Below are 20,436 nucleotides of genomic sequence, written 5' to 3'. Positions count from 1 at the left end.
CCCCTCACGGTGTCGGGACCTTCTTGACCCAGCGGACACCGCGGAGCACCTTGCCGGCGCCGGCGGTGAGCAGTTCGTCGATGATCACCTCTGCCATGATGATGCCGAGGAGCGTGCCGTGGAATTCGCCGATCGAGATGTGGTTCGAGGCGAACGAGGCGAGCTCGGTGATGATCTCGCCGTCGGTCATCTTCTCCACCGCGGCGACGGCGAATTCGGCGACCACTTCCAACGCGGCGCCCACCATGTCCAGCGGGTGGTCCCGCAGCGCCTCGAAGAAGGCGTTCACCTGGGCGAGCGCCAGGACCACATCGATAAACGGGGCGCAGGCGCCGGTCATCGAGGTGACGGCCGCGTCCCAGTCCGGTGAGTCGGTCAGACCGAGGACCGCCTCCGCGGTGAGGCCGGCGATGGCGATCGTGCATTCACCGCTGCGGATCAGGAAATCCCACATGGCCACGAGCATGTCGACGTACCCGGCGAAGTAGTCCCGTACGTATTCGCTGTAGGCCAGGCCGGCCGCCAGGACGTAAGCCTCGAGCTTGACCGGGTCGGTGAGCAATGAGTTCATGGTCGTGGTGTAGGTGATGGACAGCTCCACCAGGTCCATCGCGAGCCGGGCCTCGGTGTACACCCACAGCTTCAGCCCGGCGTCGATGAGCCGGACACCGAGCGGTTGCAGCGGATCGTCGTCGATGGACTGGAGGTCGGCCGGATCGATCGGCTCGCATACCGCCCGCTCGGTGGACAGCAATCCTCCACCGTCGAACGTCCCGGACGCCGGTGGCTGGATCACGACGCGTCCCGGTCCGGCGTCCAGACGAGCGACGCTCCTCAGCCGTTCGTCCAGCTCACCCATGTCATCCTTTCGGCGACCGCGCCAGGTAGGTGAAATGAGGCCTCCGAGAGGAAGATAAACCTCCGAGTACGCGACGCACCACAATGCCCGGGGATTGCGACCGAGTGGGTGAAGGAGCGGCGATGACGTCCGACATCGGTGGTGCGGTCGTCCGGGTGGCTGACGCGATGGCCGCGCCGCTGCTCGCCGCGACCACGCCCGAGGGGTTGCGCCGGGTGCTGTTCGCGGCCGGATGGGAGGAATTCGGCGATCTGGACGTGGCCGCCACGGTGAGCGCCCTTTCCGGACTGAAGGACGCCATCGGTGACGCGGTCGAGGACCCACCGGAGGATCTCCTCATGCTGGGCCTGCTGATAGCCCGGCTCGCTGAGCCCGCCGCCACGGTGGCGCAGGCCGTAGCGGCGGCACCGGACGCGCCGGCCGAGATCATCACCGATGTCGCCGAGGTGCTGCTCACCGCGGTTCTGGCCCGGATCCGCCCGGCGCTGCCGATCCTGGAACTGCTCGGGGTGGCGGAGCCCGCCGACGTCCCGGCCTACGACGCGGGCGGCTGGCGGCGCCGGCCGATGCGCCGCACCCGCGTCTCGGTCGAGGGCCTGACCGCCCTGCTGCGAGATCCGATCGCGCGGCTGCGCGACCTGGCCGCCGAACCCGGTGCCCTGGTCGCCGTGGCGTGGCCGCTGGTCATCGACGCGCTCGAGGATCTGGGCGTGGGCGCGACGACGGCGGACACCGACCCGGCCGCGCCGGACGCCGCCGAGCTGAGCCGCATCCTGGTCGTGGATGTGTTGACCCGCCGCCCGGTGCCGGACTACACCCGGATCGCGGTCGCCGTGACGGACGAGCCGGGCACGGGCCTGACCGTCACCGTCGCCCTCTCCCCCGGACTGGATCTGACCTGGACGCGCGGCGGATGGCGGGCCACCGTGGCGATCCCCGGACCCCAGGTGGTGCGGTTCGACAAGACCGGCATCGCGGCCGAGGCCGACATGACGCGGTTCACCGTTGGCGCCGGGTACGCGTCCACCTCGACGCCGGCGTTGCGGTTCGGCGCCGAGGGCGGGATGAACCTGACCGTGAACTCGGCCTCGTTAGACGTGCGGGTCATGGCCGGAGCGGCCGGCGCGGACTTCGCCGGATCGCTCGCGTTGGACGGGCTGGCGCTGTCGGTGGCGGCTACGGACGGGCTGCTCAGCACGCTGCTCGGCGGCGCGGCACAGGTGAACGGTGATCTGCGCGTGCAGGTGAGCGCTCGCGACGGTGTCACATTCGTCGGATCGCGGGCGCCCCGCCTGGTGCTCAGCGGCAAGCGCAGCATCGGCCCGGTCGACCTGCTGGACGTGGCCGTGGAACTGCTGCTCGACGGCGGGCCGGGCGTGGAGCTGACCGCGGGGATCGCGGCCAAGCTCGGACCGCTCGCGTTGCGGGTGGACCGGATGGGCGTGCAGCTGCGGGTCCGGGCCGCCGGTGATCCGGCGGTGTCGCTGCCGATCACCGCCGGCCTGCGCCCGCCGGCCGGGATCGGCGCGCTGATCTCCGCGGGCCCGGTGACCGGCGGCGGCTACCTGTTCCTGGACTTCGACGCCGGACAGTACGCCGGGGTGCTGCAGCTGCAGTTCAAGGCCATCGCCATCACCGCGATCGGCCTGATCAACACGAAGCTGCCGGGCGGGCGGCCGGGCTGGTCCTTCCTCATCCTCGTGGCGGTCGAGTTCCCCGGGTTACCGCTCGGGTTCGGCATCAGCCTGTACGGCCTGGGCGGCATCGTCGGCGTCAACCGGTCGATCAACACCGGTGAGATGCGCGACGCGGTCCGGGCCGGCCGGCTCGACTCGGTGCTGTTCCCGCGCGACCCGGTGACCAACGCCGCGCAGGTGCTCGGCGACCTGCAACGCATGTTCCCGACCGAGGTGGACCGGTTCACCATCGGCGTGATGGCCAAACTGGGTTGGGGTCCGGGACCGCTCATCACGGTCGAAGCCGGCGTCATCGTCGAGCTGCCGTCGCCGGTGAAGCTGGTGGTCCTGGCCAAGCTGCGGGCCGTCCTGCCCACCGCCGACGCGGCGCTGGTCCAGCTGCGGCTCGACGTCGCGGGCATCGTCGACTTCGGACGCGGCGACATCAGCATCGACGGCGCGCTGACCGGTTCCCGGATCGGCCCGTTCGCCATCGCCGGTGAAATGGCCCTGCGCGCGTCATGGGGCGCCACCAAGCACTTCACCATGGCGGCCGGCGGGTTCCACCCGCGGTTCCTGGTGCCGGAGGGCTTCCCGGTGCTGCGCCGGATCTCGATCAGCCTCGCCGACGCGGAGAACCCACGACTGCGGCTGGAGACCTATCTGGCGCTCACCGCGGCCACCGTCCAGCTCGGCGCGAAGCTCGAGGTGTACGCCGAGACCGAGGTGCTCGGGCAGACGATCTCCGGATCGGCGATGATCGGGTTCGACGCGCTCGTGCGGTTCCTGCCGCGGTTCGGGTTCGAGGTGGACCTGTTCGGCGCGATCACCATCAGCCTGAACGCCGTACCGCTGCTGACCGCCGCGCTGGAGCTACGCCTCACCGGCACCGCGCCGTGGACCGCTACCGGCGTGGCCCGGGTCCGGATCGCCTTCCTGCCCGAGGTGTCGGTCCGGGTTGAGGCCACCGTGGGACAGCCGGACAGCTCGGTCGGGCTGACCGTCAGCATCGCCGAACGGATCATCGCCGAGCTTGGCCGCCCCGCGGCGATCGAGGCGCTGCCGGTGGCGGGCGGTAGCGGCGCGGTCGTGCTGTCTCAGCCGCCCGAGGCGGCACGGGCCGCCCATCCCGGCGCGCGGGTGGTGGTCCGGCAGCGGACCGCGCCGTTCGGCGCCGCGCTGAGTCGGCTGGGCGGCGCGACGCCGTCCGATCCGGGGACGTACTCCTTGAGCGTGGCCCTGAGCGGGACCGCCGCGTCGACCACCATGGTGACCGACCTGTTCAGCCCGTCGCAATTCGGTCCCGAGAACCCGGAATCCGCCCTGGGCCGGCCCGAGTTCGAGGCGATGACCGCGGGCGTGGCCCTCTCCGACGACCGGATGGCGGTGGCCGCCGCGCCGGTTCGGATGATCGACACCACCGACGACCGGGTGATCGGCCCCGCCGAGGACCGGGTGATCGGCTCCACCGAGGACGCTCCGGGTCCGGGCCTTCCGGCCGCGGTGGTCGTCGCATGGGCACAAGCCGAGGCGGATCGGTGCGCCGCACGGCCCGGAGCCGCTGAACGCTTCTGTCCCGCGGTGCGCCCCCAGCGGCTGTCCGTGAAGCCGGAACGCTGGGTGGTAGCCGATCCCGGCTCGTTAGTCGCGACAGGCGCGGCCGTCCCGGCGATGGTGGCCGACCAGGCGGTGGCGCGGCGCGGGGCCGCCGGACCCGCCGTCCTGGCGATGCCCGAGCACGAGGCGGCGATCCCGTGAGCGGCGTCGTGCTGCGGTGGGTGCGGTCCGGTCTGGGCGCGACCGTCACCCAGCAGCGGTCGGACACCGCCAACGCCCGGCCGCCGCTGCCGATGACCCTGCGTCTGAGCCGGGACGGCGCGCGGGTCGGTCAGGTTGATCCGGCCGGGTTGGCGCTGCTCGGGCCGGGCGACGTGACCGGGCTGGACGTACGGCAGGTGCGAGCCTGCTGGCCGCCGCCGGACGCGGCCGGGGTGAGTGCGGCCGACCTGGCCTACGTGGAACTGGCCGACCCGGCGGCGCCATGGCTGGTCACCCCCTTCGGCCCGGACCCGGCCGGCAACCTCACGCCGTGGCTGGCCCTGGTCGTGGTGCCGCAGTCGCTGGCCACGCTCACGGGCGGCGGGGCGCTGCTCACCCTGGAGGTGCCGGGCACCGAGCTGCCGCCGTGGGACAGCCTGCACGCCTGGACGCACGTCCACGTCGGCGACCCGGCCGTCGACGCGTCCGACGCCGCGGCGATCCGGGCAGCGTTGGCCAGGCCCGGGACGGCAACCGCCCGACTGCTGTGCCCGCGTCGGTTGGCCACCCGGACCACGTATCTGGCGGCGCTGGTCCCGGCGTTCCGGGCCGGATCCGACGCCGTGCTGGGCGTGGTGCCGGTCACCCCGACCGCCGTGCCGGCGTGGTCGAACACCGCGGACCCGGTGCGGCTGCCGGTCTATCACAGCTGGCGGTTCACCACCGGTGAGGCGGCCACGTTCGAGGACCTGGCGATGGCGCTACGGCCCGCCGCCGAGGACGTCGCGGTTGGCGGCGCCCGGCGGATCGCCGTGGATCGGGCCGGCCGCTCGCTGCCCGACTCGGACCCGCTGCCCATCGGCGGCGCGCTACGGGTCGGTGCGGCGCCGGCCCGGCCGCCGTACGACGCGGCGCCGCTGACCGCCGAGATGACGTCCACGCGGGACCTGGCCGCGCCGGTGTGGGGGGACTGGCACGCCGAAGCGGACCCGCCATGGTTGCGGCAGCTCAACGAATGGCCGCCGCACCGCGTCGCGGCCGGGCTGGGCGCCGCCGCGGTCCGGGTGCACCAGGAACAGCTGATGGCCGCCGCCTGGGAGCAGGCCGGGCAGTGGGCGGAGGCGGACGAGCAGATCCGCCACGCGCAGGCCGGGCTGAGCGTGGCGTTGCGCCTGCACACCGACCGGCTGGCGCCCCTGATCGCCCGGCCGGCCGTGCTGCTGCAGGTGGCCTGGCCGGCCGCCGCGCGTCTCGCCGTCGCCACCGGCGCCCCCCGGTCATTGGCCGGGCAGATCGCATCGACCTGCCTGCCGCCGGCCGTGCTCGGCGCGCCGGCCCGCCGGCTGTTCCGCCCCGGCGGTCGCATCGCCCGGCGGGTGGCCGCGCTGCGCGACGGCATCTACAGCCGGTCCGAGCTGCTCGACCGTTACGCCACGGGGCAACCCGGCGCCGCACCGGATCCGGCCCCGGAACAGGTGTCCGTGCCGCGGCGCGGGCGGATCCCCCGGCCACCGCCGCTCGGTCTCGAGCCGCACATCGCCGCGGCGGCGGAAGCTTGGCGGCGCAACCGGATGCACGCCGCCGCCCCGCCCGCCTGCACCCCGGCCGACCTGAACGCGCTCGCCGGCGGGGTGAACACCGCGTTGCATCCGGAGGCGCCGCTCACCGCCCGCCTCGCCGCCCGGCTGGACACCGCCGGCAGCCCGGTCACCGTCGCGACGGCCGGCGCCCGGATCTCCCGGCTGCGGGTCGGGCCGCGCTTCGACGTGCCGCTGGTGGACCTGCTGCTGGAACAGGGCACCGACTGGCTGCTTCCCGGGGTGGCCGAGCTGCCGGACGACCGGTTGGTGCTCGCCGACCCGGACCCGGCGTTCATCGAGGCGGTCGCGGTCGGCGCCAACCACGAGGTGTCCCGCGAGTTCCTCTGGCGGCGGTTCCCGGCGGATCGGGGCAGCAGCGCGTTCACGCGGTTCTGGGACCGGCGCACCGAGGTCGGCGGCGGCGCCGCCCTCCGGGACCTGCCCGACCTCCACCACTGGGCCGGCGACCTGGGCAGTCATGTGGAGCCGGCGGCGCGGATCTCCGTGCTGGTGGCCCGCGGCCGGCTGTTTCGCGATCACCCCGGCCTGATCATCTACGCCCATCGTGGCGAGGGCACACCCGGCGCTGTGCGGCCGGCCGCCACACCGGACGACGCGAGCTGGCGGGCCGCGACCCGGTCGCCGGTCCTCACCGGACGGACGGAGCCGGACGTCGCGCTGTTCGGCTTCCCGCTGAGCGCGGACGTCATGCGGGGCGTCGGCGGCGACCCGGGTTGGTTCATCGTGCTGGCGGAGCCACCTGTGGGCAACCGGTACGGGCTGTCCGCCGACCGGGCCACCGGGCCGCTGCGCACCTGGGCCGACCTGTCCTGGTCCGACGTGACGGTCACCGGCGGCCATCTCGACCCCACCACGCCGCCCGCGACGGCTCCCACGTCCGGACCCGAATGGGCGGCCCGCTCCGACGTGCTCGCCGCGGTGCTGCGGCGCAACCCGTTCCGGGTCTTCCTCCACGCCAGCCGGCTTCTGCCGTGACCGACACCGGGATTCATCCATGCCGCTGACCCCTGAGCAGGCCGCCGCCCGCAAATCCGTCGCCGAGGCATTGGACGCCGCCCGCGTTGCCGAGCGACGGCGCGCCGCCGCGGCGGCCGAGCCGGCGGGCCAGGACCGAGACGCGCGGCTGACCGACGCGACCGCGGCCCTGGACCAGGCCCGCATCACGGTCGCCGAGAACCAGCGCCGCGTGGTGGGCAAGGGCACCGGCGCTGAGACCCTGGAGCGTGACCTGCCGGTGCTGCTCCTGCCGGTCCGGCTGGAAGCCCGGCTCGCCTGGGGCGGCCCGGGCCGCTGGACGTTCGACGACCCGCACGACGGCAGCGTCCGGCACCTGCTGGCCCGGGTCGTACCGGACACCATCCACACCGACGCGCACGAGCCGGCCCTGACCGATGCCGAGGCCGCCGCCGCCGTCGCGTACCGCAAGCTGGCGCACACCGATGCCAGGGCCGCCTGGGCGCGGCTGGGCGCCGAGGTGGGTGCGGACCGGGCGATCTGGGTGTCGCGGCAGGATCCGGCGACCGCGGCGCGGCGACCGCCCGGCTGGACCCGGCAGGTGGTGGCCCGGCTGATGCCGGACCGCTGGCAGGTAACGGTCGACCTGGACGGTGCGGACGGCCCGCGGCGCACCTCCGCGCTCGGCGCGGTCTGCCCCGACCCGGTCCCGCTCACGGCCGACCCGCTGGCGCCGCGGACGAATCCGCTGGACTGGGTCACCGACTTCGCCGTGGCGGTCGAGCGGGGCCTCGGCGTGGTGGTGCCGCTGGTCGACGCCTCCGGCACGGCCCTGCCGGGCAAGCCGGTACGGGTGACCGCGCTCGGTGTCGTGGCCCGACTGGACCCCGGCACCGCGGCGGGGGTACTGGCCGACCTGGTCGACGCGCACCACATGACGACCGGGATGCGGTTCCCGATGCCGGGTGACCCGACCACCTCGTCCGCGCTCGGCCGGGCGGTCACCGCCCGGCGTACCGCGATCACCGGTGACGTGCTGGCCGCCGAGCGTCAGCGGTACGAGGGCGCGCCCGAGCACTCCGCCCCGGACCTGAGATCCCGGATCGACCGGGTCGCCACCGCCCTGGGCACGCGTCGGCTGCCGTGGCGGGTGCTGCCCGGTGCCACCGACGCCGTGACCAACGCCGAGCGGGACCTGCGGTACGTGGTGGCCGCAGCGATCCGCCCGGCCCTGACCGAGCTGGTCGAGCCCGGTTACGCCGACGCGGCGCTGCGGCAGTACGTGGAACGGATCGAGGCGACCGGGCCGCTGCCGGTGGTGCTGGTCGGAGCCCAGCCGTACGGCCTCCTGCCGGTGCTCCCGCAGATCGACCGGGAGCCGTCCGACCCGATGCTGTCCACGGTGGAAGCCGTGCGTCGGGCGTGGTGGGAGCCGGCTCTGGATCGGATCCCCCGCCTCGGCGTGCCCGGCCGCGACAGCACCACGCAGTTGCTGGGGGCGCTCGGTCGCGACGGGACGCCGTATGGCTTCGGTTCCCGGGTCTGCGCGGGTGGCCCGATCGCCGCGGCGCTGGCCGGCGACGGCGGCACCGATCCGCTGCCGCCGCTGGAGGCGGCGTTCGGCCCGGCCGCGGCGGCCCGCTTCGCCGGGCTGCGGGACCTGCTGATGCACGCGGGAACGGCGCCCCTGGACGCCGAGCTGACAGTGCTGGACCGCCGGGACGCGGGCGGCCCCCTGCTTCGGCCGGCCGACTATCTGCTCCCGCTGGCGCTGCGCCCGCTGCCGGAGGTCATCCTGCAGACTCCGGGTCTCCCGACCGGGACCGCCGCTCCCCTGTTGTACCAGCTGGCCCGGGCGGCCCTTGTCGCGGTCATCGACGGCGAGGTACGCGCCCTCGCGCAGACCCGCGGCTTTCCCCCGGAGTCGCTACCCGGCTGGACCACCCCGGTGTCCGAGTTCCTGACCGAGGACACGTGGGTCGCCGCCGACCGGACGGGTCTCGGCTACGACGCCTGGCGTACCGTGCTGGACGTCCTGCAGGTCGATCCGCCCACCGACATCATCGCGATGCGAAATACCATCGGCGGACTCAGTGCCCTGTCCCCGGCGCTGCTGCAAGCTCTGCTGCGGCACGTGCTGGGACTCGCCACCCGCATCGACCCGTGGTACACGGCGGCGGCGTGGGAGCGGCTGATCTTCCTGCGCACCGACCGGCCGCCCGCCGGATCCGCCGTCCGGCCCGGCATCCACATCGGCGGGTTCGGCGTCCTGGAGGGCTTCCTGCCGCGGAACCCGGTCAGCGGTCCCGCCGGGTACGTGCACGCCCCGGGCGCCGCGCAGGCGATCACGGCGGCCGTCCTGCACGCCGCCCACCGCCAGCGCCACCGCGACGCGACCGGGCTGGCGGCCCCGGAGGCCGCCGCGGTCCGGGGCAGTGCCGCCGTGCGGCTGGACTCGGCCGCGCTTCGCGCCGCCGGCGAGTTGCTCGACGGGCTGCGCGAGGGCCGACCGCTCGGCGAGCTGCTCGGCGCCCGCCTGGAGGAGCGGTTGATCGCCCGCAACCGGCCCACTCTCATCGCCCCGGTACGCCACAGCTTTCCGTCCGCACAGGGGCCGTCCGCGCCGGGAGCTGTCGCCGACGGGCTGACGCTGCTGGAGGCCGCCGGATTCCCCGCCGCACCGGTACCGCCCGGCGGAATCAGCACCGACCCGGCAGCCCTGGCCGACCTGACCGCGGCGATCGCCGGCACCGCCGCCGACCTGGACGCCCTGGCCGACCTGCTGCTGGCCGAGGGCGTGCACCAACTGACCGTGGGCCGCTACGGCCGATCCGCCGGGGTGGCCGACTTCGCCGCCGCCGCCCGCACCTCGGTGCCCGTGCCGCTGCTGCCCGGGACCGACCGCTCCGCCACCGGCCGCCCGGTCCGGGTCCTGCTGCTGCTCGCGGCCACGCCGGCCGGCACGGCCACCGCGGCCGGCTGGCCGGCCACGCCTCGATCCGCCGCCGCGCCGGTGCTCGCCGACTGGGTAGCGGCCGCCCTGCCGTCCACCGCGGATATCGGGCTGTGGGCGGATCTACCGGAACACGACGGCGCTCCCGCCGCGTCCCAGGTGTTCCGGTTGAACGAGCTGTTCTCCGGCCTCCCCGCCGACGACCCGCGCCGGTTCGGCCCGCTGGAGCTGGCAGCCGCCGAGGCCGCGGTGGCACCCGGAAGCGCCCTGCACGCCCGCCTCACCGCCCTGACCTCCCGCGCGGCAGGCCGTCCCGCGGTGCCTGCCCTTGATCACAGCGGCGGTCTCGGCGCCACCGAGCTCACCGTGGTGCAGGCGGTGCGAGCCGCGGCGCGGCCCGCGCGCGTGCTCGGGTCCGGCCGGCCGCTGACGGCGGCCGACCTGGTCCGTGCCGGAACCGACCCGGGCGCCTCCGGGGTGACGGCCGAACCGGTCACGCCGATCAGCACGCGCGCCCGCGCCGCGGTGGCCGAAATGATCGCCGCCGGCGCGGCGGCCGCATCCGCCGCCACCCGGACCGCGGCAGCACGCGGGATGCGTTCCGCGTCGCCGTCTGATCTCGCCGAGCTTGTCGACACGCTGTTGCGGGCCGACTTGGCCGGGATCCGAGTCGCGGTGCCCGACACCGAGGCCGGACTGCGGGCGGCCCTCACCGCCGCCGCGACCGAGGCCGCCCGCCGCGGCGCCGCCCTGCCCGCCGAACCCGGCTCGGCCGCGCCGGACGACGCGCTGCTCGGCTGGGCGCAGGCGACCGTGGACGCGGTGTACGGCTCCGGGCTGCCGCTCGGTGCCACGATCACCGCCACCGGCCACCCGCTGACCGCCGCCACTCCCACGGCGGACCCGGCCGTCCGATCCTGGCTGGCCCGCGCCGCCGCCGTCCGGCCTCAGGTGCGCAACCTGCACCTGGCCGACCTCGTGGCCGGCGCCCGTCCCGGCGGCGCGGCGGCTCGGCCCCGCGCCGTCCGGCTCCCGGCCGGCGGGTGGACCCCCGCACCGGGAGCGCCCGGAACCGTCGACCTGATCGCCCTGGTACCGGTGGGCGGCCTGCCCGGCCCCCTCACCGGCCTGGTCATCGACGAATGGACCGAAACCGTCCCGGCGCCCGCGGTGGATACCGCGGTGACCTTCCACCAGCCCGCGCCGACGGCGGCTCCGCCGCAGACCCTGCTGATCGCGGTCCCGCCGCCGAACCTGGAGCAGTGGTCGATCGCGGCGCTGGCCGACACGGTCGACGAGGCGCTGCGCCTGGCCCGGCTGCGCGCCACCGACCTGACCGACGTGGGACCCAACCAGTTGCTGCCCGCCCTGCTGTCGTCCAGCGAGCCGCCCGGGCCGACCGCGTCACCGGCACCGCCGGACGGTCTGGCACCGACCGGCCTGATCGGAGGCTGACCCGATGGCCCGTTCCCGGCTGGTCACCCGGCTCGAACCGCGCGGCCCGGTGCCCCTCGACGAGGTCCTCGCCGCCCGGATCGGCGATTCACTCTGGCTGCTGGCCCGCCAGTGGCAGCTGGGCGAGTTGCTCGGCGAGGACGCCGGGACGCCGGTATCAGCCACCCTGAGCACAATCACCCATCCACTGACCCACGTGGCCGCGGGTGCGCCGGACGCATCGTGGCCGCGCGACACCCGCCTTGACCGGCTGCCTCCGGGCGTACCGTTGGAAGTGCTGGTGGAGGCCGCTCCCGCAGCCCGGCCCACGCCGCTGTGGCGGCGGGCCGACGCCGGGCGTGCCCTGCGCGAACTGGTCTCCGAAGCCGGGTTGACGACCGTGGCGGACGGTCTGGCCGCCGCCTATCCGCTGGACGCTCCGCCCACGGACGACACCGAGGCGACCGAGCTGTGGCCGCTGCTCGCCGGCCTGCCGGACGGCGACGCGATCGCGGACGAGGTCGCCGGGCTGGATCCCCGCGACCCCCTGCCCGACGTGTTCGGCGGGGCGGGCCGGCCCGACGAGGTGCGCGACGTGCTGAAGACCTGGCTGGCCTGGCGGGACACGGCCGCGCCGCGGACGGCGGACGTGCCGGCATGGGATGCCGCGGCGCTGACTCACCGGTTCGGGCTCGCCGCCGCCTCCAGCGAGGGCACCACGGTGTTCGCCGCCGACTACCCGGGCGGCGACGTCGACTGGTATCACTGCGCGCCGGTGCGGTCCACCGGCCCGTTGTCCGGCGCTGAGCCGCCGACCCGGTCCGAGATCACCGTGACGCCCACTCTCCTGCGCTTCCCGGGCATGCCCACCGAGCGATGGTGGGAGGTGGACGACCAGGTGGTGGACCTGGGTGCGGCGGACGCGGGCGCGGCCGACCTCGCCCGGCTGCTGGTCCTGGACTTCGCGATCTCGTACGGCGCGGACGCCTATCTGGTGCCGCTGCGGCTCCCCGCCGCCTCCTGGACCACCGTCGAGGAGCTGACCGTCGTGGACAGCTTCGGCGACCGCGACGTCATCGGCCCGGCCGCGTCGGCGGACTGGGCGATGTTCACCCCTGACCCGGCAGCGCCTGGACTGCTGCTGGTGCCCGGCGCGGTCGGCCGAATCGACGGCGACCCGATGGAAGAGATCAGCCTGTCGCGTGACGAGGTGGCCAACCTGGCGTGGCTCGTCGAGGAACGCTGGGAGGGCGGCACCGGCCACCCGGTGGAACGACGCCCGCCGGCGCGCCCGCCGGTCGAGGCGCCCGCCGACCCGACCGTCGACCTGGTATGGCGCCTGGTGGACGACCCGCCGCCGAGCTGGGTGCCGCTGCGCCCCGATCAGGATCCGGCGCTCGGTCCGGTGTTGGTCCGGCTGGCGCTGACCGGAAGGACCACCCGGTCACTGCTGGCCGGCGACGTCGCCGACCCGCTTCCCGACCGGGCGGTGCCACACGCGGGACGGTCCCTCACGCGCCGCTACCACCTGGCATACGACGAAGCGGGGCGGCCACTGCTCTGGGCCGGTCGCGCGGTCCGCGCCGCCACAGCGTCCGGCGCCGCCGGCACCGCCTGGGACCGGGCTGAGCTGCCGCCGCGTTCGTAGCTGTTCACCCGCTGGGCCGCTGGCTTCGACTTTCGCGCCAAGGCCGCATGACGAGGCACTAGATACTGTGAAACGCCGCCTGGCGTGGCAGATATCTGTTCGATACGACGACGGGAGCACGGTCCATGTCATACGTACGGCGCTTCGACCATGTCGGTATCACGGTCGCCGATCTTGATGTCGTGACCGCCTTTTTCGTGGCGCTCGGCCTGGAGGTCGAGGGCAGGACGTTCGTCGAGGGCGAGTTCCTGGAGACGGTCTGCGGCATTCCCGACTCCCGCACCGAGATCGTCATGCTGAAGTCGCCCGACGGGGGCGCTCGTCTGGAGCTCGCGAGATTTGTGCGGCCGGACTCCGTGCCGGGCTCGCCGGACGCCATGGCCAACGAGCTGGGACTGCGCAACGTGTCCTTCGAGGTGAGCGACGTGCGGGCCGCTGTCGACTGGGCGGCGAGTGAAGGCTACGGCCTGGTCGGTGGCATCGGCGAGTACGAGGGTGCTTGGCGGATGGCCTATGTCCGGGGGCCGGAAGGGATCATCGTCTCGCTGGCCGAGAGTATCGGCTGAGCTGGCAACGCACCGCCTCATGAAGGTGAAAAACCTTCGTGACAAGTGTTGCCGAGACTTGATCGATGTGTTGCTATATCCGTGGGGATCGCGCCCGATCATCAGGCGGCGCGCCCGGCGCGACAGCACATATCCATGCCACTTCCGATTCAGCGTGCGCGGGTCAGAACGGTGATCCGCGTACGCGTCCCCGGGCGCTCCGGTCATCGACAGCGGAGCGAGCCGGCCGCGCCGGCGACCGCCCCGGATGTCCACAGCGATCCGGCACCCGAATGGGAGGATGGCATGTTCGACAACGGTCGTCTGACGCGCACCGCCACGTCGCGGCGCCGCGACGCTCACCCGATTCGCTCCCTGCTGGCACGCCCGATGCGCGCCCACGGGCGGATCGCGGTGCTGTCCGCCGTCCTTACGATGACGGCCCTGCTGCTCAGCGCGGCGCCCAGTGCGGCGGCCGAGTCCGGCTGGTGGGTGCCGACCGGTCGGCCGACGCCGGACGCCCAGGTCAACGTCACGGGCGAGCCCTTCAAGGGCACCGACTCGCAGGGCCGGGTCCGCGGCCTCGTCGACGCGCACGACCACATCATGTCCAACGAGGCCTTCGGCGGCCGGCTGCTCTGCGGCAAGTCGTTCTCCGAGGCGGGCATCGCGGACGCGCTCAAGGACTGCCCCGAGCACTACCCCGACGGCTCCCTGGCCATCTTCGACTGGATCATGAACGGCGGCGACGGCCGGCACGACCCCAACGGCTGGCCGACGTTCAAGGACTGGCCGGCGCACGACTCACTGACCCACCAGCAGAACTACTACGCCTGGATCGAGCGCGCTTGGCGCGGCGGTCAACGCGTGCTGGTCAACGACCTCGTCACCAACGGCGTGATCTGCTCGGTCTACTTCTTCAAGGACCGCAGCTGTGACGAGATGACCTCCATCCGGCTGCAGGCCCGCAAGACGTACGAGATGCAGGACTACATCGATCGGATGTACGGCGGCCCGGGCAAGGGCTGGTTCCGTATCGTCACCGACAGCGGTCAGGCCCGCGACGTCATCCGGCAGGGCAAACTCGCCGTCGTCCTGGGCGTCGAGACGTCCGAGCCGTTCGGCTGCAAGCAGATCCTCGACGTGGCTCAGTGCGACAGCGGCGACATCGACCGGGGCCTCGACGAGCTGTACCAGCTGGGCGTGCGCAGCATGTTCCTCTGCCACAAGTTCGACAACGCGCTGTGCGGAGTCCGGTTCGACTCGGGCAGCACCGGTACGGCGATCAACGGCGGCCAGTTCCTGTCCACCGGCACCTTCTGGATGACGGAGAACTGCCCGGGACCCCAGCACGACAACCCGATCGGCGGCAGCACAGCCGCACAGTGCAACGTCCGTGGTCTCACCACGCTCGGCGAGTACGCCCTGCGCGGGATGATGAAGCGCAAGATGATGGTCGAGATCGACCACATGAGCGTCAAGGCCGCGGGCCGGACCCTGGACGTACTCGAATCCGCGTCGTATCCCGGGGTGATCTCGTCGCACGGCTGGATGGATCTGGGCTGGACGGAGCGGGTCTACCGGCTCGGCGGCTTCATCGCCCAGTACATGAACGGCGCCGAGGGTTTCATCGCCGAGGCCACGCGCACCAAGGCGCTGCGTGACAAGTACGGGACCGGCTATGGCTTCGGCACCGACATGAACGGTCTGGGTGGCTGGCCGGGACCCCGCGGTGCGAACGCGCCGAACCCGGTTCGGTACCCCTACCGCAGCGCTGATGGCAGCGCCGTCCTCGACCGGGCGACCACCGGGGAACGTACGTGGGACCTCAACACCGACGGCGCCGCCCACTACGGCCTGGTGCCCGACTGGGTGGAACAGATCCGGTTGTTGGGCGGGCAGACGGTGGTGGACGACCTGCTGTTGGGCGCCGAGTCGTACCTGCGGAGCTGGTCCGCGTCGGAGCAGCACGCACCCGGGGTGAATCTCGCCAGGAACGCGGCCGCGTCGGCCAGCTCCACGGAGTGGAATCCGTTCACCAGCTACGCTCCCGGCCGGGCCGTCGACGGCGACCCGGCCACCCGCTGGGCGAGCGGGTGGAGCGACGACCAGTGGCTCCGGATCGACCTCGGGTCGGCCCGCGTCGTCCGCGCCGTCACGCTGGACTGGGAGAGCGCCTACGGCAAGGCGTACCGCGTCGAGGTCTCCAACGACGACCGCACCTGGGAAACCGTGTGGTCCACGACGACTGGCGACGGCGGCCTGGACAATGTCCGGTTCACCGCGACCTCGGCCCGCTATCTGCGCGTCCATGGGGTGCAACGCGGCACCGGCTGGGGCTACTCCCTGAGGGAGGTCGGCGTATACAGCGGGTGAGGACCGCAGGCGCGGGCTGGCCGTCCTCCTCGGAATGAGACGTCGTCAGGAGAAGAGCCCCGACAATCCACAGCCCCACATGGATTTGCGTACGGCGGGCGAAGCATCGACTATGACGAGTCGACTTCCCGCGATGTTCGCCAGCTGATGACACGCCACAAGGGCTCGCAACGCCGAGGAGTCGATGCTGGCGACCTCACTGAGGTCCAGCTCTATCCGCCTCGGCGTGGGATTGAATATTTTCCCGATGATGATGTCCCGAGCGCCACCGGCGCGCACCTCGTCGAGGTCGCCGGTGAGCGCGATGCGGACGACTGAACGTGCGCCACTTCCCGTTGGCAGTTGCATGTCATCAACATTTGGAGCGAAGCTCGCCGGAACCCGTCGACGCACTGTCCCTGCGCAATCTGCAGGATTCGACGGCTCGCGTCAACGCCCGGGAAACCTGACCGAAGACTCGAGGATCGGTGCTGGAAAACAGCACCGCGACACTGCCGCGATATTCCGCCCACAGCTCCATTCTCGGCACATACAGTCGGCGGCACGCGAGAGTTGCGGCGAGTATTGCCGCTATCGCGGGCAGCAACGGCCTTTGCAGCACCGAACCGGCCACCAGACCGACGGTCAACAGCGCCACGATCACGACAATTCCACCGGAGGACGCCGGACCACACCTCGAGCGTCGCACCATGCCCACCCTGCCGATATGCTTGATCCGATAGCGGGCAACGCCATTTCCCAACCTGATGAGCGCCTGATCGGTGATGATCATTTCTCGGCCGTGGTAATAGAAGATGGTCCTCATGCCGCCTCCATTCTCATGCGATCCGCAGTCGACGCAGCAGACGGGGATAAACCTCGTTAACCAAGAATCACAGGAGACTCCGCGCCGTTCCTCTACCGAACGACCCGAACACCTCTACCAAACGGGATAGCAGCCATTTTGGCTCCAGGCTTCGGCGTGACGACGCTGGCGCAGAGCGTCATCGACGTTGTGGGCCGGTCACTCTGGATGAGAATATGCGCTCGGATTGTCACGCCGACAATACCCTGAGCCATTCATGGAGGTTTTGCATGCCGGGAATGCGGGCAATCGCCGCACTATTCCTTTCTGCCGCGATGGTGACGCCACCACGGGCGTCGGGCCCGCCCGCTGACCACGTCACCATCGAGAAGCTGACGGTGAACGGCACCGGCTGCCGGGCAGACACGGTCGCGGTCGGGCTGTCGCCCGACAGGGAGGCGTTCACCGTGATCTACAGCGACTATCTCGCCCGGGCCGGCACCGGCGCCAGGAACCCCGACCAGCGCCGCACCTGCGGCCTCACCGTTCGGCTCAACGTGCCGGCAACCCTGGGGTACGCCATCACCGCCGTGGACTATCGCGGATACGCCCACCTCGAACCAGGTGCTTCGGCCTCCCTCTCCGCGCGCTACCACTTCCAGGGTTCCGGTGCGCCGACGTATACCGTGCACCCCTTCGCCAGTGGACTGGACGACTCGTGGCAGGTCACCGACTCGGCCGGCGGTGGCCCGGTGTTCAGCTCATGCGGTCAGGGCCGCAAGATCGACATCGATACCGAGCTGCGCGTGAGCGCGGACCGGGCCGACGCACCCACCAGCCTCATCACCATGGATTCCACCGACAGCGAGGTCGCTAGCACATACCACCTCAGCTACCGCGCCTGCTGACCCGTCGCTGTGTCGTTCGGTGCTCGACAGGCTCAGTCGCTCGGCAGCAGCCCGGCGTCCCGTGCGACGAGCGCGGCCTGCACCCGGTTGCCGCAGCCGAGCTTGGTGAGGAGATGCCGCACGTGCGTCTTGACCGTGCCCTCGCCGAGATAGAGCCGCTCGGCCGCCTCGGCATTGGACAGCCCGAGACCGACCATCACCAGCACCTCCCGCTCCCGGGTGGTCAGCAAACCGACCATCCGACGGGCCTCGGCCGCCCGGCCCGCACCGGCCGTCACGTACCGGTCGACCAGCCCCCGGATGACCCGGGGCGAAAGTATCGCGTGCCCGTTCGCGGCGGCCCGGACGGCATGGATGAGGTCCTGCGGCCCGGTGTCCTTCAGCACGAAACCGGCGGCACCGGCGGTCAGCGCCCGCGCCACGTACTCGTCCTCACCGAAGGTCGTCAGCATCACGACCCGGATCGTCGGCGCGCGGACCGCCAACCGCTCCGCGGCGGTCAGGCCGTCCATTCCCGGCATGCGCACATCCATGAGGACCACGTCGACCGCCAGCCCGACGGCGAGCTCGAGCGCCTCGGCGCCGTCCCTGGCCTCCCCGACGACCTCGACGTCACCGGCGTGCGACAACACCATGCGCAGGCCGGCTCGCACGAGCGCCTCGTCGTCGGCGACCAATACCCGGACCAGGCCGGTGGCATCGATCATTTCGGTTCCTGATCAAGCGTACGGACCGGGAACTCGTCCACGGCAACGAGCCGGTCGACGCGGAAGCAATGCCGGACGATCACCTCGTTCTCCCCGTCGTCCCAGTCCAGGGAGTAGAGGCACGTGGAATCGGCTGGCTGGGGTGTCTCCACGGCTTTGGCGGCCAGGCGGGCGAGCGGATCATCCGTACCGACGATGGTCCTGACGTCGGCCTGGGTCATGCCGATCCGGACCGGTTCGGCCGGCTGTTCTTCGTAGGGATCGGTCCCCGGCACGACGAGCGACGCGCCGTTGAGCACTGCGGAGACCAGCGCCGGGACGCCGACCAGGCCCACGGTGAGAACGACGGCGATTCCGCGCCGATGATCCAGGGTACGCCGGTGCACGCCACTCCCCCGCCGGGCCGGGACGGGCGCCGGGCCGGCCGCCAAAGGCTGCTCCGGCAAGCGGTCCGGGGTGGCCGGCTCGTCCAGCGGCAGCGTGGCCAGCACCCGAAAGCCGCCGCCCGCGGTGGCGCCGGCGGCGAAGGCCCCGCCGAGGAGTCGCACTCGTTCCTGCACACCGACCAGACCCAGTCCGGTACCCGCGGAGCGCGGCGCCGTCACCCGCGGCACGGGCGGGCTGCTGGTGACCTCGATCCGTACGCGGCCCAGGCACCGCTCGACGACCACCGTCGCCTCCGCGCCGGGCGCGTGCCGGTGAATGTTGGTGAGCCCCTCCCGCACCAGCCGGTGCACGGCCCGACGGACCGGCAGTGGAGCATCGGTGAGGTCATCCCCGTCCCAGGTCAGCACCACGGGTACGCCCGCCGAGCGGGATTCCGCCACCAGCATGGCCAGGTCGGTCTTCGTGCCGGTCTGCGCCAACGGCTGCAGCAGCGGCTCGCCGGGATCGACCGAGCGCAGCATGCCCAGCGTCGCGCGGAGCTCCCGCATCGCGGCGTGTACGGTGCCACGAATCAACCGGGCCTCGTCGGCACCCGCCGGCGTCCTCGCCGCGTTCCCATATCCAGCGAGCCGGTACTCCCCGGTCCCGTTGCCCCCGGTCCCGTTGCCCACGGACCCGGTCCCCACAGACCCGGTCCCCACAGACCCGGTCCCCACAGACCCGGTCCCCACAGTTCCGGTTCCCACGGACCCGGTCCCCACGGTGCCGGCCCCACCTCTGTGGGCCCCGTCGGTCTCGCTCAGGGTGGGCTCCGTGCCCGTCGTGGCGAGTTCGAGCGCGCCGGCGTACAGGGAAATGAGGCTCAGCCGATGACCGAGCTGATCGTGCATCTCCTGGGCGATGCGGGACCGTTCCTGGAGCCGGGCGGCCGAATGCGCAAGCCGGTAGTTGTCCTCCAGGTAGTGCGCCCGCTCGCGGAGCACCGCGACGAGTCGGTCCGCCTTGCCGAGTAGCACCTGCACACCGAACGGCAGACCGATGCAGATGAGCAGCGCCACGGCGTGACCGGCGACAACGATCGTCCAGCCGTAGTGGGCGCCGGCCACGGCGACGGCGAGGTCGACCACGACGGCCAGCGCGACCGAGATCCGCAGCCGGCGCTCCGGTCGGACGTGCCCGGCGGCACGGAAGGCCGTCAACGCGAGCAGCGCACCGGCCGCGGGCCACAGGGCGAACAAGGCGGCAGCGCCGACAAGGGTCGTGGCCGGGAACCTCAGCCGGGCAAGCGCGAGAAGAACCGTGCCGCCGAGCAGTGCCAAGACCCACTTCGAACCGGGCTCGCACTCGAAATAGGCCCACGTGGAATCGAACGACAGCTGGTCGACACCCCGGCTGACCGCGGCGACGAGCACCGCCAGGCCGAGTTGTCGCACCACCCGCCTTGCGCGTCGCGCCGTAGTCACCTCAGCTTGTGTCACTCCGGAGAGTACGAGGCGGGCGGAACCAAGGTTCACCGCGGGCGAGCTGACCAGCGGCGATCCGGGGCCGACACCACGCACGTCGCCGCGCGCGACGGAGGGCGCCGGATCCCGCCGATCCTGGCTGGACGGCGAAATCGGCGCCCCACCGGAACGCTTCACGGTGATGGCCGTCGGTCCGGTTACGACTGCGGGTCAGTTGCGCATCTCGGCGTTGTCCGCGGCGTTTTCCATATCGCTCATCTGGCGGGCCGCCGAACCGTTACCGCCTTGATCGGAGCCTTGACGCCCGTTCTGCTGGTTGTTGTTGTTCTGGTTCTGCTGGCCGTTCTGGCCCTGGCCGTTCTGGCCCTTGCACCGGTTCTGAC

Annotated in this window: 12 protein-coding genes; 7 read left to right on the top strand and 5 right to left on the bottom strand. The window is 72.6% G+C overall.

The annotated features are described in order from the left end of the window. Positions 1–4: 4 nt before the first annotated feature. A complete protein-coding gene (locus tag AB0M36_RS06875; protein WP_364153544.1) occupies positions 5–859 on the bottom strand; it encodes a hypothetical protein in 855 nt (284 codons plus the stop codon). Between the two features lie 122 nt (positions 860–981). Here AB0M36_RS06875 and AB0M36_RS06870 point away from each other — a divergent pair, with 122 nt between their 5' ends. The 6 genes from AB0M36_RS06870 to AB0M36_RS06845 all read left to right on the top strand — a co-directional run bounded on the left by AB0M36_RS06870 (position 982) and on the right by AB0M36_RS06845 (position 15,804). Then, positions 982–4,293: a DUF6603 domain-containing protein gene (locus tag AB0M36_RS06870; RefSeq protein ID WP_364153541.1), complete on the top strand. Its 3,312-nt coding sequence runs from the start codon at positions 982–984 to the stop codon at positions 4,291–4,293. Beyond that, positions 4,290–6,869, top strand: a complete 2,580-nt coding sequence (locus tag AB0M36_RS06865; RefSeq protein WP_364153538.1) for a hypothetical protein — start codon at positions 4,290–4,292, stop codon at positions 6,867–6,869. The genes AB0M36_RS06870 and AB0M36_RS06865 overlap by 4 nt, the downstream gene beginning before the upstream one ends. Before the next feature lie 19 nt (positions 6,870–6,888). Beyond that, positions 6,889–11,256 (top strand): hypothetical protein, encoded by a 4,368-nt coding sequence (locus tag AB0M36_RS06860; RefSeq protein ID WP_364153535.1) that lies wholly within the window; start codon positions 6,889–6,891, stop codon positions 11,254–11,256. Positions 11,257–11,260: 4 nt separating this feature from the next. Continuing rightward, complete coding sequence (locus AB0M36_RS06855; protein WP_364153533.1) at positions 11,261–12,883, top strand: hypothetical protein; 1,623 nt, start codon at positions 11,261–11,263, stop codon at positions 12,881–12,883. A gap of 125 nt (positions 12,884–13,008) precedes the next feature. Continuing rightward, a complete protein-coding gene (locus tag AB0M36_RS06850; protein ID WP_364153530.1) occupies positions 13,009–13,449 on the top strand; it encodes a VOC family protein in 441 nt (146 codons plus the stop codon). A 369-nt stretch (positions 13,450–13,818) separates the two neighbouring features. Beyond that, on the top strand, positions 13,819–15,804 hold the full coding sequence (locus tag AB0M36_RS06845) for a discoidin domain-containing protein (protein ID WP_364154284.1): 1,986 nt from the start codon (positions 13,819–13,821) through the stop codon (positions 15,802–15,804). Positions 15,805–15,849: 45 nt separating this feature from the next. Here AB0M36_RS06845 and AB0M36_RS06840 read toward each other — a convergent pair whose 3' ends face one another. Continuing rightward, positions 15,850–16,152 carry an STAS domain-containing protein gene (locus AB0M36_RS06840; protein ID WP_364153527.1) on the bottom strand — a complete coding sequence of 101 codons (303 nt, stop codon included), beginning with the start codon at positions 16,150–16,152 and terminating at the stop codon, positions 15,850–15,852. A gap of 4 nt (positions 16,153–16,156) precedes the next feature. After that, positions 16,157–16,609: a DUF6232 family protein gene (locus AB0M36_RS06835; protein ID WP_364153524.1), complete on the bottom strand. Its 453-nt coding sequence runs from the start codon at positions 16,607–16,609 to the stop codon at positions 16,157–16,159. Positions 16,610–16,923: 314 nt separating this feature from the next. Between AB0M36_RS06835 and AB0M36_RS06830 the strand changes: the two genes are divergently transcribed. Beyond that, positions 16,924–17,496 (top strand): DUF4360 domain-containing protein, encoded by a 573-nt coding sequence (locus tag AB0M36_RS06830; RefSeq protein ID WP_364153522.1) that lies wholly within the window; start codon positions 16,924–16,926, stop codon positions 17,494–17,496. A 32-nt stretch (positions 17,497–17,528) separates the two neighbouring features. On the opposite strand, the gene AB0M36_RS06825 is transcribed toward AB0M36_RS06830, so the two are convergent. Together AB0M36_RS06825 and AB0M36_RS06820 are read right to left on the bottom strand one after the other, a co-directional pair. Next, entirely contained in the window at positions 17,529–18,203 is a 675-nt protein-coding gene (locus AB0M36_RS06825; protein WP_364153519.1) for a response regulator transcription factor, read from the bottom strand. Further along, positions 18,200–20,026, bottom strand: coding sequence for a histidine kinase (locus tag AB0M36_RS06820; RefSeq protein WP_364153517.1), 1,827 nt, complete (start codon positions 20,024–20,026; stop codon positions 18,200–18,202). The genes AB0M36_RS06825 and AB0M36_RS06820 overlap by 4 nt, the downstream gene beginning before the upstream one ends. Between the last annotated feature and the right edge of the window lie 410 nt (positions 20,027–20,436).

It is taken from the genome of Actinoplanes sp. NPDC051346, assembly GCF_040682215.1.
Classification (GTDB): domain Bacteria; phylum Actinomycetota; class Actinomycetes; order Mycobacteriales; family Micromonosporaceae; genus Actinoplanes.
The sequence above is the reverse complement of the archived record's forward strand: the minus strand, read 5'-3'. Positions and strand labels throughout refer to the sequence as shown.